Below are 14,993 nucleotides of genomic sequence, written 5' to 3' on the forward strand. Positions count from 1 at the left end.
TGGCACGCTGTTGAGTTCTCAAGGAACGGACGCTTCCTTCGGACCGCCTTCCAGCGGGCCCTCCGGGCGCTTCGTTCTTTCGTGTTTCCAGCTTACCAGATGCTTTCCGCTCCGTTTCCGGGGCTTCGCTCATCCAACTCGCCGGTGTCTTCCGGGATTTGACGCCCCGTTCGACGTTTCAAACTCTAGCCGATCCCCGCTCCGAAAAGCGAATCGACCGCAATCCAATAAAACGCGTGCGCCGAATGAGCACCGAGCCGCACCGCGAGAACGCGAAAACGACCGGCACGAACCGGAAAGGTGTTTCAGAGGATTGGCCGCCCCGGGACCGTCCGCGCCGATGCGTGTCCGGTGCTCCCTGCCGAGCGACTAGAGAACACTACCCCTCTCTGGCGCCTCAGGCAAACCGGTCCCGGGGACGGTCCGGGTGCAGAGCACACGGCCCGGCTTCACGTACTCGCCATTGGGATGGTCGTTGCCCGCGACCCACTGGCGGGCGGTGGCCTCGTCCCGGCCGCCGTCGCGGTGGCGGCGCAGCAGTCGCTCCTCGCGGACGGCATCGTCGGTGTGGACGTACCAGAGCTCCCGCAGCAGTCGGCGGGCGTCCGGCCAGGGGGTGTCACCGGACGCGAGGTAGTTGCCCTCGGTGATGACCAGGCGGGTGTGCGGACGCACGAGGTGGCGGGCGGCGACCGGCTCGTCCAGGGTGCGGTCGAAGTCGGGGACGTAGATGTCCTGGAAGCGGTCGGCGGCGATGCGGCGCAACAGGGCGAGGTAACCGTGGGCGTCGAAGGTGGCCGGGGCGCCCTTGCGGTGGGTCAGGCCGAGCCGGTCGAGCTGGGCGGTGGAGAGGTGGAAGCCGTCGAGCGGGACGTACGCCGCGGTGCCGGGGCCTTCTACGCGTTCGACCTCGGCGACCAGGTGGCGCGCCAGGGTGGACTTGCCGGCGCCGGGCGGACCGGCAAGTCCGAGGATTGTGCGGGCGTTGCTGCCCGGGCCGCGGAGGAATCCGAGGGCAAGGGCGGTGAGGCGGTCCTCGTTCATGGCCGCACCCTACTCACCCGTCCGGGCCCGATGGACGGCTGAGGAGAGGACGGCCAAGGAAGAGGACAGCTGAGGAGAGGACGGCTTGTGGGAAGGACGGTTCAGGACAGGGCCGGCAGATCCAGCGTGAGGGTGCCGGCGTCGGCATCCAGCAGTGCGGGGACGCCGAGCGGGACGGTGAGGGTGGACGGGCAGTGGCCGAAGCCCAGTTCCCAGACCACCGGCACACCGAGGCCGCCGAGGCGGTCGAGCATCACGTCCCGGACGCGTTCGGGGCGTCCGCAGCCCTCCCAGGAGCCGAGGGCTATGCCGGCCACGCCGTCGAGGGCGCCGGAGCGGAGGAACTGGGTGAGCAGGCGGTCGAGCTGGTACGGGTGCTCGTTCACGTCTTCGAGGATCAGGATGCTGCCCGCATAGGAGGGGCGGGCGGCGGGCGTGCCGCGCTCGGCGGCGAGGACGTGGACGCATCCTCCGGCAGTGACGCCGCGGGCTCGGCCGGGGACGAGCGCGGTGGCGGTGGACGAGGTGAGGACGGTGGTGGAGGCGGGGTCGAAGAGGGTCCGGCGCAGGTGTTCCGCGGTGGGGCCGTCGTCCACGAAGGAGGCGCCGGCGGCCAACGGCCCGTACAGGGTGACGAGGCCGAGCCGCTGGGCGAAGGCCTCGTGCAGGGAGCTGACGTCGCTGAAGCCGATGAAGGGCTTGGGTCGCGCCGCGCGCATCGCGGTCCAGTCGATCAGGTCGACGATGCGGTGTACGCCGTAGCCGCCACGGGCGCAGATGACGGCGTCGACGGTGGGGTCGAGCCAAGCGTCCTGGAGGTCGGCGGCGCGGTCGGCGTCCGTACCGGCGAGGTAGCCGAGGGTGGGGTGGGTGTCGAGGACGTGCGGGGCGACGGTGACGCGCAGGCCCCAGGAGCGGAGGATCTCGCAGCCGGCGGTGAGTCGCGCGGGGTCGATCGGGCCGCTGGGGGCGACGACGGCGATGTGGTCGCCGGGGCGCAGGTGCGGCGGGCGGGTCAGTCCCTGACCGGGGGTGGTCGGGTTCTGGTCCATGGGCCGGGCCTTTCGGGGAAGGAGTGGGGCTGCGGGCGGCCTCGGGTGAGGTCGAGGCCGCCCGGTGACGATATGCCCCCGCCTCGACCGGCCGATGTCCACCGGTCGACGGCCCGAGGACTCCGCAGGTCGGAGACCACCCGGGTCGGGGACCCCTCGGGTCGGGCAGCCCCGGACCGGTCGGCTGAGGACTCTTCAGATCGCCCCCATCACCTCCCGCACCTCGGCGAGGGTGGCGTCGGCGATGGCGTTGGCCCGCGCCGCGCCGTCGCGCAGGACCTGCCGCAGGTGGCCGCGGTCGGTGGCGAGTTCGGCGCGGCGGGCACGCAGCGGGCGGAAGTACTCGTTGACCGACTCGGTGACGGTGCGCTTGAGCGCGGCGGCGCCGCCGTCGCCGATCTCCTCGGCGATCGCCTCGGGGGTTCGTTCCTGGCAGAGTGCGGCGAGCAGGACCAGGCTGGACACCTCGGGGCGGTTCGCCGGGTCGTAACTGATGCGGCGTTCGACGTCGGTCTTGGCGCCGCGGATGATCCGGGCGGTCTCGTCCTCGGTCGCGCCGAGGGACACGGCGTTGCCGCGGCTCTTGCTCATCTTGCCGCCGTCGGTGCCGAGCAGCATCGGAGCGTCGGAGAGCAGCGCCTTGGGCCGGGGGAAGACGGTGCTGCCGTCGGTGTGCGGGTAGCGCTCGTTGAAGCGGCGGGCGATGGTGCGGGCGACTTCGAGGTGGGGCAGCTGGTCCTGGCCGACCGGGACGAGGTCGGCTTTGCAGAACAGGATGTCGGCGGCCTGGTGGACGGGGTAGGTGAACATCAGTCCGTTGACGGCTGCCTGGCTGGAGTGGGCGATCTCGTCCTTGACGGTGGGGTTGCGGCTCAGTTCGGCGACGCTGACCAAGCTGAGGAAGGGCAGCAGCAGCTGGTTGAGGGCGGGGACGGCGCTGTGCGCGAAGATCGTGGCGCGGTCGGGGTCGAGGCCGGCCGCGAGGTATTCGAGGACGAGGTTCTCGGTGTGCTCGGCGAGCCGGTCGGCGAGGTCTCGGTCGGTGATGACCTGGTAGTCGGCGACCAGCACGAACATCTCGACGCCCCGGTCCTGGAGGCGGACGCGGTTCTGCAGGGTGCCGAAGTAGTGGCCGAGGTGGAGCGGGCCGGTGGGGCGGTCACCGGTGAGGACGCGGTGGGCGGCCGGGTCGGCGATCGGGTCCGAGGCGGTCAGGTCGGACACGGCGGTGGCGGTGGTCATCGGGGTTCTCCCTCGGTACGGCGGTGGTGTCGGCCGTCCGGGGCGAGGGGCCCGTCCCGCAGGGGAAACGCAGCAGGGCCGTCCATCCCGGACGGCCCTGGTCAGGCGAATGAGGTGGCCGTCCTAGGACGGCCACCAGCACAGGCCCGTGAAGCGCTTCATGCGTTCAACGATAGCGGCACTTCCTCGGCGGCACCGGCTTTTGCCGGTATCAGCCCCCGCCCCGACGGCACCGGCCTCTGCCGGCACGATGGCTTTTGACCCCCCGACAAGCTCCGCCTACCAGGGTCACGGCGAGCGGCAGGATAGGTTTGCCTCACCTAACCATGACCGACTTGTCCCGACCCGTGAAGGAGCGTCGCGTGGCCCCCGACTCCGACGGCCCGACCCTCGTCCCCCACACCCCCACCCGCCGCCGCTTCCTCACCGCCGGGGTCACCGGCGCCGTCGTGCTCGGCCTCGGCGGGCTGCTCACCGCCTGCGGCGGCTCCGGCGAATCTGGCGGGACCGGCGGCAGCGGCACGCGCCCGGGCAGCGGCTCGTCGCCGGACCAGAAGTCGGTCAAGCAGGGCGGCGACGACTACGCCACCGTGATCGAGAAGATGACGGGCTTCGGCACCGACGCCGCCCCCGGCGTCTACCCGCGCACCGTCAAGCACGCGATGGGCGAGACCGTCATCCCGGCCAAGCCCATCCGGGTCGTGGTGCTGGACACCGGCGAGCTGGACAACGTCGTCTCGCTCGGCATCCAGCCGGTCGGCGTCGTCCACACCGACGCCTCCAAGTCCCTGCCGCCCTACCTCAAGGACAAGGCCGGCAACCCCGCCGCCGTCGGCACCATCAACAGCCTCAACCTGGAGGCGATCGCCGCGCTCAAGCCCGACCTGATCCTCGGCAGCCAGCTACGTGCCCAGGACCAGTACGCACAGCTGTCCAAGATCGCGCCGACCGTCTTCTCGCTGCGCCCCGGCTACCCCTGGAAGCAGAACTTCCTGCTCAACGCCAGCCCGTTCGGCCTGGAGGCCGAGGCCAAGGCACAGCTCGACGCGTACCGGGCGGCCGCCGCCGCGATCGGCGCCGAGCTCGGCGACAAGCGGCCCACCGTCACTCCGCTGCGCTTCATGCCGGGCCGCACCAGGCTCTACGCCGAGCTGTCCTTCATCGGCACCATCCTGACCGACGTTCCGCTGCCGCAGCCGAAGATCGAGCAGGTCAAGGAACTCGCGGTGGAGGTCAGCCCGGAGCAGATCGACAAGGCCGACGCCGACTGGATCGTCTACGGCGTGTACGGCAGCCCCGGCTCGACCAGCCAGGACGCGGTGCTCGGCGGCGCGCTCTGGAAGACCCTCGGCGCGGTCAAGTCCGGTCAGGCCCGGCCGGTTTCGGACGAGACCTGGTTCCTCGGGCTCGGCGTCACGGCGGCGAACGCGGCACTCGCCGACCTCAAGGGCTTCGTCGCGCCCGGCAGTTGAGCCGATACGCCCGGTAGGGGGCGGCGATGATCTCTCGGTGGTCGCGCGCACACGCCCGGGATTGACGCTTGGAGCTGGTCGCGCGGTGCGGGAGGATCGTCGAGACCGTCCCCCGAAGGGCCCGCCGATGACCTCGCACCATCCCGCCGCCACCGACCCCGCCCTGCCCGGCCCGCCCGCGGACGGCGCCGGCTCCTCACCGCCGGCCGCCGTACCGACCGGCACGGCCGTCACGACGGCCCCGGCCGCCCCGGCCGTGCCGGCCGTGCCGGACCCGCGTTCCACGCTGATCTGCTCGATCGCCGCGGCGGCCGAGGGCGGCGCGGCCCCGACCGGCGCGACCCGGCAGGGCTGCACCGCCCGCCACGACTCGGTGCCGCGGCCGCGCACCGCGGAGGACACCGAGGCGTACCTCGCCGCGACCGCCGCCCCGGCCGCGGCGGAAGGCGATCCGACGACGGCGCGGCTGCGGGCCGCCTTCGCCGACCGGCTGCGGGCCGCGCGCGCCGAGGGGCGCTCGCTGACCGAGCTGGCGGCCGCCTGCCGACGGCCCGTCGAGGAGGTGCGGGCACTGCTCGGCGAGGAGGCCGGGGACGACCCCGCCGGGCAGGACGCCCCCGCGGGCGACACCGGGCCGGGGTTCGTACGGCTCCAGCAGCAGCCGGCGACGCCTGCGGAGGCCAACCGGCCCGCGCCCGCCCCGCGTTCGGCCCGCGAGGAGGTACGGAGCTTCGGCTCCCGGCGGCCGTCGCCCTCGCGCCGACTGCGCCGGATGCACCCGCAGGCCGACCGGACCGGGCAGGAGGCGGCCGCACGGGAGACGGCCGTGACCGACCCGGCGGGCACTGAGCCGCGCGGTTCGGGGTGGGTGGGTGAACCGACCGGTGCAACGGGGGCGGTGGCCGATCACGCGCCCCCGGCCGCTGCGGTGGAGGGCGCGTTCGGAGCTCCGTCCGGGGCTTCGTCCGACGCTTTCTTCGGGACTTCCTTCGGGACTTCCTTCGGGGATTCGTCCGGAGCCCGGACCGGAACCGGAGCAGGGGCCGGTGTGTCCCGGACCGAACCCCCGCTCGGCATCCTGATCGGCGGCAGCCCGGGCCAGCCCGACGCCGTCGGCCGCTCGGAGGAACGGACGCCGGTCCGGGCGGCGGCGGAGCCGATCCGGGTCGGACGCGGCACCAGCCTGATCGTGCTGCCCTCCTGGCGCCCCGCCATCGCCGTCTCGGTGTCGACCGAGCAGCTGCTCGCCGAGACCGGGCTCACCGTCGAACAACTGGCCGATGCCCAGCTGACGGTGATGATGAACCCCTGGGCCCTGCACGACCGGGAGCTGGACCTGCACGGCTGGGAGTCCGGCCCCGCCGCCGGGCGGGGTCGGCGCGGCGGGCGCGGGTAGCGGAGCCGGTCAGCCCGGTCGGGCTAACGGGCGACCGGGGCGTTCGGGACGTAGCCGAGGTCGACGGGTACCGGAGGGAGTCCGTCGACCGCCCAGCCCGCGCGGACCGTCTCCAGCAGCTCCGGGAGCCGGGGCGGCCAGAGCGCGTCGGCGTTCTCGTCGGCGAGGTCGGCCGGGGTCCACCAGCGCCAGCCGAGGATCCGATCCTCGGCGTGCACCGCGCTGACGTCGCCGACCGGGCCGCGGTGCGGTCCGCTGGTGAGGTAGATGTGCTCGTGCTGGCGGACCGGGGTGCCGTGCCAGGTGAAGTCGTGCTCCCGGGTGCAGAGCAACGGGCCGGGTTCGAGGTCGGTCCAGCCGGTCTCCTCCCACAGCTCGCGCCGGGCACCGGCCAACGGGCTCTCGCCCCGCTCCAGTCCACCGCCCGGCATGGTCCAGTGGACGCCGACCTCGTCGTTGTCCGAACGGAGCAGGAACACCGAGCCGGTCTCGTCCAGCACCACCGTCCGGGCGGCCTGCCGGGGAACGCGTTTACGGGGTCGCAGCAGATTTCGCATCGGGACACTCTGACAGCGCTCGACCAGGGCGTCGAGCGGATTCATCGGCCTGGCCCCGCACTTGAACCGCTGGACCACGCCCTGCGCCGATCGGGCGCCGATCGGCGCCGAGGCGCGCGCCTGGGCGGGCCCGCCGGCCGTACTCTGGCCGCCATGTCCGTACCCGCGATCCTCTTCCCCGCCGATCCGCTCAACCCGCGCCGGCCCGACCCGCACTTCACCTGGGAGGCCAGGATGCTGCGGGAGTTGGGCGGCGAGCACCACCTGGTCGACCACGACGCGCTGCTCGCCGGGCACGCCGAGGAGGCGGTCCGGCGGGTGCCCCACGACAGCGGCCCGCTCTGGTACCGGGGTTGGATGCTCCCCTCCGCCCGGTACGCCGAGTTCGCCAGCGCACTCACCGACCGCGGCGGCAACCCGCTGACCAGCGCGCCCGGTTACGCGGCGGCACACGAACTGCCCGGCTGGTACGGCGCGTTCGAGGGGGCGACCCCGCCCAGCGTCTGGATCCCGACCGCCGGGGCGGCGGCGCCCGGACCGGAGGAACTGGCCGCGGCCGCGGCCCGGCTCGGCGGGAGCGGGCCGGCGATCGTCAAGGACTATGTGAAGTCGCGCAAGCACGAATGGCACGAGGCCTGCTACGTGCCGGAGCTGGCCGACCTGGCGGCCGTCGGCCGGGTGGTCGGGCGGTTCGTCGAACTCCAGGGCGAGTTCCTGACCGGCGGGGTGGTGCTGCGGCGGTACGAGGAGTTCGAGCGCGCGGGCGGCGGGGCAGGCCAGGCGGACGGCGGGTCGGACCGCGCGAACGGTGGACCTGACCACGCGGACGGTGCGGACCGGCGGGCCGTGGAGGCCCGGGTGTGGTGGCTGGACGGCCGGCCGATCCTGGTCGGGCCGCACCCGGACGCCCCGCACCAGGAGGTCGAGCCCGACCTGACCGACGTTCCCGCGCTGGTGCGCAGACTCGGCTGCCGCTTCGTCACCACCGACCTCGCCAGCCGGGCCGACGGCTCCGGCTGGCGAGTCGTCGAGGTCGGGGACGGGCAGGTCAGCGACCTGCCGCGCGGGATCGACGCCTCGGGGCTGCTGGCCTCGCTGATCGCCGCCTGACGGCTTCGCCGTCAGGCGGCTTTCGCTTCGAACCACTTTCGCTTCGAACCACTTTCGGTTCGAACTGCTTCGGGGCCGGGCGGCTTTCGGCCGGGGCCCGACGGCCTACCCGGCGGCGACCGCCTCGGCCGCCGGGTGGCCGTCCGCGATGAACGCCTGCCAGAGCCGGGCGTACGCGCCGCCCCGGGCGAGCAGTTCGGTGTGGGTGCCGTCCTCGACCACCCGGCCGTGGTCCAGCACGACCACCCGGTCGGCACGCTCGGCGGTGGTCAGGCGGTGCGCGATGACCAGGGTGGTGCGACCGCCGCTGAGCCGGTCGGCGGCCTGGTTGACCACCGCCTCGGTGGCCAGGTCGAGCGCCGCGGTGGCCTCGTCCAGCAGCAGGATGTCCGGGTCGACCAGTTCGGCCCGGGCCAGGGCGATCAGCTGGCGCTGGCCCGCCGAAAGGTTCCGCCCACGGCCCGCGACCTCGTGGTCGTAACCGCCCGACAGCCGGACGATCATGTCGTGCGCGCCGACCGCCCGAGCCGCCGCCTCCACCTCGGCTGCCGAGGCGTCCGGCCGGCCGTACGCGATCGCCTCGCGGACCGTGCCCGCGAACAGGTACGCCTCCTGCGGCACCACGCCCAGCCGATGGCGGTACTGCGCCAGGTCGTAGCGGGTGAGGTCGACACCGTCCACCCGGACCGTGCCGGCCGTCGCGTCGTAGAACCGGGCGACCAGCTTGACCAGCGTCGACTTGCCGGCACCGGTCTCACCGACCAGCGCCACCGTCTGACCGGCGGGCACGTGCAGGTCCACGCCGCTCAGCACCTCCGGGGCACCGTCCGCGCCACCGTTGTAGGCGAAACCGACGCCCTCGAAGGAGATCTCGCCGCGCAGCCCCTCGGGCACCGGAACCGGATCGGCGGCCTCGGCGGTGGTGGTCGGGGTGCGCAGCAGCTCGCGGATCCGACCGAGGCCCACCGAGGCCTGCTGGTAGCCGTCGAACACCTGGGACAGCTGGTTGACCGGGGCGAAGAACAGGTCGATGTAGAGCAGGTACGCGACCAGCGCCCCGACCGTCAGCGTCCCGGCGTCGACCCGGGCGGCGCCGACGATCAGCACCAGGGCGGCGGCCACGCTGGAGAGGAACTGGACGAACGGGAAGTACAGCGAGATGTAGAACTGTGCGCGGACCCTGGCCTCGCGGTAGGCGACGCCCCGGGCCACGAAACGGTCGGTGTTGGTGTCCAGCCGACGGAAGGCCTGGACGATCCGCATGCCGGCCACGTTCTCCTGCAGGTCGGCGTTGACCGTGCTGATCAGGTCACGGGAGCGCTCGTACTGGTCCTTGGACTTCTTGCGGAACACCAGGGTGGCGATCACCAGCAACGGCAGCACGGCGAAGACCACCAGGGCCAGGCCGGCGTCGATGATCAGCAGGGCGACGAAGATCCCGGCGAAGGTCAGCAGGCTGACCACGGCGGTGACCATGCCGGTCTGCAGGAAGGACGTCAGCGAGTCCAGGTCGGTGGTCATCCGGGTCATGATCCGGCCGGTCAGCTCGCGCTCGTAGTAGTCCAGGCCGAGCCGGTTGAGGTGGGCGAAGATCTTGAGCCGAAGGATGTAGAGCACGCGCTCGCCGGTGCGGCCGCTGACCCGGTTCTCGGCGCTCTGCACCACCCAGTCCAGCAGGACCACGACCAGCGCGGTGATCGAGGCCACCGCGACGCCGGCCATCAGGCCCTTGCGGACGCCCTCGTCGATACCGTGCCGGATCAGCACCGGCAGCACCAGACCGGCGGCCGCGTCCAGGGCGACCAGCAGGAAGGCCAGGGCCAGCGGGGTGCGGAAGGGGCGCAGCATGCGGCCGAGGGTGAAGTCGGGGTCGCCGGCCTCTGCCTCGGCGCGGGGGACGGCGGGGGTGTCGGCGGCCGGCGGGAGGGCGGCGACCTTGGCCATCAGGTCGGGGTCGGCGGTGCGGGCCGCCTTGGCCAGGGCGGGGGTGGCGGCCACGGGAGCGGGGCTCTGCTCGGCCGGGCCGCTCTGGCCGTCCTGCGCGTTCCGGCCGTCCTGTTCGGCGCGGTCGGGGTGGTCAGGCTGGTCGGGCTGGGGTTCGAGCTGGGGCCGGGGCGCGGGCTGGGGCGCGGGCTGGGGGGTGCGGCCGGCCTCGGGGTCGGTGATCAGGGCCCGGTACCGGGGACATCGGGCTTCGAGTTCCTCGTGGGTACCGATGTCCAGCAGCCGGCCGCGGTCCAGGACGGCGATCCGGTCGGCGAGCTGGAGGGTCGAGCGGCGGTGGGCGATCAGCAGGGTGGTGCGGCCGGTCATCACCGAGCGCAGCGCATCGTGGATCTCGGCCTCGACCTGCGGGTCCACCGCCGAGGTGGCGTCGTCCAGCAGCAGGATCCCGGGGTCGGTGAGGATCGCCCGGGCCAGGGCGATGCGCTGGCGCTGGCCGCCGGAGAGGGTCAGGCCCTGCTCGCCGACCTTGGTCTCGTAGCCGTCCGGCAGCGCGCGCACGAACTCGTCGGCCTGGGCGGCGCGGGCGGCGGCGACGATCTGCTCGTCGGTGGCGTCCGGGCGGCCGTACGCGATGTTGGTGCGGACCGACTCCGAGAAGAGGAAGCTCTCCTCGGGGACGATGCCGACCGCCGCGCGGACCGAGTCCAGGGTGAGGTCGCGCAGGTCGTGGCCGTAGAGGCGGACGGCGCCCGCGGCCGGGTCGTAGAAGCGGGGCACCAGCTGGGCCACCGTCGACTTGCCGGAGCCGGAGGCGCCGACCAGGGCGAGGGTCTCGCCGGGGGCCAGCTGCAGGCTGAGGCCGTGCAGCACGGGGGCGGGGTGCTCGGGGTCGTAACGGAATTCGACCTGGTCGAACTCCAGGGCGACCTCGGGGGTGCGCGGGCCGACGGTGGTGCCGGTCGGGGTTCCGGCCTCCCGGCCTCCGGTCTCCCGATTGCCGGCCTTCCGCGTCCCGGCCTTCCGGGCCCCGTCCTTCCAGGTCCGGTCGGGGCTGCTGTCCGGGGTGCTGTCGCGGGTGAGGTCCAGGGTGAGAGCGTCCGGGCGCTCCTGGACCAGCGGGCGCTCGTCGATCAGCTGCAGGACGCGCTCGACGCCCGCCCGGGCCTGCTGGCCGACCGTGATGACCATGGTCAGCATCCGCACCGGGCCGGTCATCTGCGCGACGTAGGTGGAGAAGGCGACGAAGGTTCCGAGCGAGACCTGTCCGTCGACGGCCAGCCAACCGCCGAAGGCCAGCACCGCGACCTGGGCGAGGGCCGGGATCGCCTGCATCGCCGGGTTGTAGCGGGCGTTGAGGCGTATCGACCGGAGCCGGGCGGCGAACAGGTTGTGGGAGGCCTGCTCCAGCTTGTCCCGCTCCTGCGCCTCCTGACCGAAGCCCTTGACCACCCGGACGCCGCCTATCGCGCCGTCCACCACGCCCGCTACGGCGGCCGCCTCCTGCTGGGCGGCCCAGGTGGCGGGGAACAGTCGCTTGCGGCTGAGCACGCTGACCCACCACAGCGCGGGGGCCATGACCAGGGCGATCAGGGTGAGCGGCGCTGACAGCCAGAGCATCACGGCCAGCGACATGACGAACATCAGCAGGTAGCCGGTCATCATCGGCAGCATCGAGAGCAGGCCGTTGATCAGCTGGAGGTCGGAGGTCGCGCGCCCGACCACCTGGCCGGTGTCCAGGCGGTCCTGGCGGTGGCCGTCGAGCCGACCGAGTGAGCGGAACAGGTCGCTGCGCATGTCGTGCTGGACATCGAGGGCGAGCTGACCGCCGTAGTAGCGACGGACCTGGGTGCAGCCGAAGACCACGACGGCGGCGAGCAGCAGCGCCACCGCCCACGGGGTCAGCGAGCGGGTGTGGGCGACGATGACGTCATCGATGATCAGCTTGGTGACCAGCGGCACCAGCGCGGTGACGGCCATGCCGACGAGCGAGGCGCCGAAGGCGAGCAGCAGGCTGCGCCGGGACCGCCAGCTGTAGCCGATCAGTCGGCGCAGCCAGCCGCTCGTCTCGGCGGGCGCGTCGGCGGGCGGCTCGGTCTGCTGCTCGACGAGCGTGTCCGCGGGCGGCTCGGGGGCCGCCGGGCCGCTCGGGGATTGCTCCACCGTGGATCCGTGAGTCTCGGGCATATTTAGGGATGCTAACCATTTCGTCGGGTGGCCGCCATGGCATTTCCGGCCGCGCGGGGCGGCCGGAGTGGGCTTCGGGGCGGCCCGGATCGTCCGGTCCGGCGGACTGGGCAACAGCCTGCGGCCTGCGCTGATTCCCGATCGAACACAGTTGCTGTTCGTGAGTCCGTCGCCCCTCCAGGGTCGCCGACGGCCCGACGGGTGCCCAGCGACCCGGGGGCGGGCAGGCGCCCTCCTTTGGACCTAGGGCCGGGGGCGGGCGGTGCGCTTCGACCTCTGGGCCCCGGAGGCCGGAGCGCTCCGGCGCGGGAGCGCTTGGACGCCGGGACACTCGGACGCCGGGGCGCTCGGGCGTCAGGCCCGCCCGGACATCAGGCCCGCCCGGACGCGCCGGCAGCCGCCGAGTCGGCGGCGGCCGCGAAGGCTCCATGGGCGAGGGTGTGCAGCAGCGCGGCCATGCCGTCGCGCCGCAGGCCGGCGCGCTCACCCTGGGCCGGGTTCGGGCCGAGGCTGTGCGGGGTCGAGTTGATCAGGCCGAAGACCGCGTGCACGGCGGCCCGCGCCACCGGCTCGGCGCTGGGGCCGGCGAGCGGCGGGTAGGCCTGTCGGACCACGTCCACCCACAGCTCGACGTAGCCGCGCTGCAGCCGCCGAACGGTGCGGCGGTCCTCCTCCTTGAGGTTCAGCAACTCGCGGTCGTGCAGGGTGATCAGGTCGCGGTCGTTCAGGGCGAAGTCGACGTGGCCGCTGATCAGCGCGTCCAGCGCGGCGGACGGGCCGTCGCCGCCGCCCGCCCGTCGCCGCCCCTCCTCCAGCAGGCGCTCACTGATGCCGATCAGCAGATCGGCGAGCATCGCGTCCTTGCCGGCGAAGTGGCGGTAGAGCCCGGGGCCGCTGATGCCGACGGCCTTGCCGATCTCGTCCACGCCCACGCCGAGGAAGCCACGGGCGGCGAACAGTCGCGCGGCCTCCCGGCGGATCTGGTCGCGGCGTGGGAGCGCGGAGGTTGCGGGGACGTTCGGCATGCTGCCCATCGTAGACAGTCGGGTTATCGACCGTTAACCTGGGCGCGTAAGTTAACGTTAATTAACGTGGGAACCACGGGCGCACCGGCATCCGGCCCGCCCACCTGCTGCCGAGGGCAAGGGAGCTCTTGGGAATGGTCATCTCAACCACCGGCGCCCTCTCCGGCGTCCGGCTCAGCGCGGCGAACGGCACGTCGGCGGCACCGGGTGCCGTATCGCCGGGAGCCGCCGCTCCGGCTCCCCGGCTCGGCACCTCCGTCGACCCGGGCTCCGCGGCCTACCGAGCCAACACCGAGGCGCACCATGCACTGGTCGCCGAACTGCGCGCCAAGCTCGACGCGGCGGCCCTGGGCGGCGGCGCCAAGGCCCGCGCCCGGCACACGGCGCGCGGCAAGCTCCTCCCGCGCGACCGGGTGGACACCCTGCTCGACCCGGCCTCGCCCTTCCTGGAGCTGGCCCCGCTGGCCGCCGACGGGATGTACGACGGGGCCGCGCCCGCAGCCGGGGTGATCGCCGGCATCGGCCGGGTCGCCGGACGCGAGGTGGTGGTGGTCGCCAACGACGCCACCGTCAAGGGCGGCACCTACTACCCGATGACGGTGAAGAAGCACCTGCGCGCCCAGGAGGTCGCGCTGGAGAACCGGCTCCCCTGCGTCTACCTGGTGGACTCCGGCGGCGCCTTCCTCCCGATGCAGGACGAGGTCTTCCCGGACCGCGACCACTTCGGCCGGATCTTCTACAACCAGGCCCGGCTCTCCGCCGCGGGCATCCCGCAGATCGCCGCCGTGCTCGGCTCCTGCACGGCCGGCGGCGCGTACGTCCCGGCGATGAGCGACCAGGCCGTGATCGTCCGCAACCAGGGCACGATCTTCCTGGGCGGGCCGCCGCTGGTGAAGGCCGCCACCGGCGAGGTGGTCACCGCCGAGGAACTGGGCGGCGGCGACCTCCACTCCCGCACCTCGGGCGTGACGGACCACCTGGCCGAGGACGACGCCCACGCCCTCTCCATCGTCCGCACCATCGTGTCCGGGCTCGGCCCGCGCGCGGCCAAGCCGTGGCCGCTCACTCCGGTCGAGCCGCCGGCCGTCGACCCGGCGGGCCTGTACGGGGCCGTCCCGGTCGACCCGCGCACGCCCTACGACGTGCGCGAGGTGATCGCCCGACTGGTCGACGGCAGCCGCTTCGCCGAGTTCAAGGCCGAGTACGGCGCGACCCTGGTCACCGGCTTCGCCCGGATCCACGGCCACCCCGTCGGCATCGTCGCCAACAACGGCGTGCTGTTCTCCGAGTCGGCACTCAAGGGCGCCCACTTCATCGAGTTGTGCGACCAGCGCGGCATCCCCCTCCTCTTCCTGCAGAACATCACCGGCTTCATGGTCGGCCGGCAGTACGAGGCAGGCGGCATCGCCAAGCACGGCGCCAAGATGGTCAACGCCGTCGCCTGCACCCGCGTCCCGAAGCTGACCGTGGTGATCGGCGGCTCGTACGGAGCCGGCAACTACTCGATGTGCGGCCGGGCGTACTCACCTCGCTTCCTGTGGATGTGGCCGGGCGCCAAGATCTCCGTGATGGGCGGCGAGCAGGCGGCCTCCGTCCTCGCCACCGTCCGCCGCGACCAGTTGGAGGCGCACGGCGAGGAGTGGCCGGCCGAGGCGGAGGAGGAGTTCAAGCGCCCCGTCCGCGAGCAGTACGAGCGCCAGGGCAACGCCTACTACGCCACTGCCCGGCTCTGGGACGACGGCGTGATCGACCCGATGGACACCCGCACCGTCGTCGGCCTCGCCCTCACCGCCTGCGCCAACGCCCCGCTGGCACCGCCCGCGCCGTACGGCGTCTTCCGCATGTGACGCCTCGCACCGCGCCCCTTCGTGGTGTGACCCTCGTGATGCGCCTCCCGATGTGACCCCGCTCTTCCGGGTGTGACTCCCACGGCGCCGGCCCACCCTCCGGGCCGGCGCCCCGAC

10 protein-coding genes are annotated in these 14,993 nt (G+C 73.2%); 4 read left to right on the top strand and 6 right to left on the bottom strand.

The annotated features are described in order from the left end of the window. Window positions 1-369: 369 nt before the first annotated feature. From ACGF12_RS30070 to trpS, 3 genes are all read right to left on the bottom strand, one after another. The gene (locus tag ACGF12_RS30070; RefSeq protein WP_393036807.1) at window positions 370-1,044 is read right to left on the bottom strand and encodes a nucleoside/nucleotide kinase family protein; all 675 of its coding nucleotides are present in this window, start codon (window positions 1,042-1,044) and stop codon (window positions 370-372) included. A 101-nt stretch (window positions 1,045-1,145) separates the two neighbouring features. Next, entirely contained in the window at window positions 1,146-2,096 is a 951-nt protein-coding gene (locus ACGF12_RS30075) for an LD-carboxypeptidase (protein ID WP_393036810.1), read from the bottom strand. 195 nt (window positions 2,097-2,291) lie between these two features. Continuing rightward, window positions 2,292-3,338, bottom strand: coding sequence for a tryptophan--tRNA ligase (gene trpS, locus ACGF12_RS30080; protein WP_393036813.1), 1,047 nt, complete (start codon window positions 3,336-3,338; stop codon window positions 2,292-2,294). Window positions 3,339-3,700: 362 nt separating this feature from the next. On the opposite strand from trpS, the gene ACGF12_RS30085 reads away from it, so the two are divergent. Then, window positions 3,701-4,810: an ABC transporter substrate-binding protein gene (locus ACGF12_RS30085; protein WP_393036816.1), complete on the top strand. Its 1,110-nt coding sequence runs from the start codon at window positions 3,701-3,703 to the stop codon at window positions 4,808-4,810. 127 nt (window positions 4,811-4,937) lie between these two features. Further along, window positions 4,938-6,206 carry a hypothetical protein gene (locus ACGF12_RS30090; protein WP_393036819.1) on the top strand — a complete coding sequence of 423 codons (1,269 nt, stop codon included), beginning with the start codon at window positions 4,938-4,940 and terminating at the stop codon, window positions 6,204-6,206. A gap of 23 nt (window positions 6,207-6,229) precedes the next feature. Here ACGF12_RS30090 and ACGF12_RS30095 read toward each other — a convergent pair whose 3' ends face one another. Next, on the bottom strand, window positions 6,230-6,763 hold the full coding sequence (locus ACGF12_RS30095; protein WP_393036822.1) for an NUDIX hydrolase: 534 nt from the start codon (window positions 6,761-6,763) through the stop codon (window positions 6,230-6,232). Window positions 6,764-6,916: 153 nt separating this feature from the next. Between ACGF12_RS30095 and ACGF12_RS30100 the strand changes: the two genes are divergently transcribed. Next, complete coding sequence (locus tag ACGF12_RS30100; protein WP_393036825.1) at window positions 6,917-7,873, top strand: ATP-grasp domain-containing protein; 957 nt, start codon at window positions 6,917-6,919, stop codon at window positions 7,871-7,873. A 105-nt stretch (window positions 7,874-7,978) separates the two neighbouring features. On the opposite strand, the gene ACGF12_RS30105 is transcribed toward ACGF12_RS30100, so the two are convergent. Both ACGF12_RS30105 and ACGF12_RS30110 read right to left on the bottom strand, forming a co-directional pair. Beyond that, window positions 7,979-12,004, bottom strand: coding sequence for an ABC transporter ATP-binding protein (locus ACGF12_RS30105; protein ID WP_393036828.1), 4,026 nt, complete (start codon window positions 12,002-12,004; stop codon window positions 7,979-7,981). 371 nt (window positions 12,005-12,375) lie between these two features. Next, entirely contained in the window at window positions 12,376-13,029 is a 654-nt protein-coding gene (locus ACGF12_RS30110; RefSeq protein ID WP_393036831.1) for a TetR/AcrR family transcriptional regulator, read from the bottom strand. Window positions 13,030-13,163: 134 nt separating this feature from the next. Here ACGF12_RS30110 and ACGF12_RS30115 point away from each other — a divergent pair, with 134 nt between their 5' ends. Further along, window positions 13,164-14,876, top strand: coding sequence for a carboxyl transferase domain-containing protein (locus tag ACGF12_RS30115; protein ID WP_393036834.1), 1,713 nt, complete (start codon window positions 13,164-13,166; stop codon window positions 14,874-14,876). Window positions 14,877-14,993 lie beyond the last annotated feature (117 nt).

This window comes from Kitasatospora sp. NPDC048296, from assembly GCF_043201815.1.
In the GTDB taxonomy this organism is placed as follows: Bacteria; Actinomycetota; Actinomycetes; order Streptomycetales; family Streptomycetaceae; genus Kitasatospora.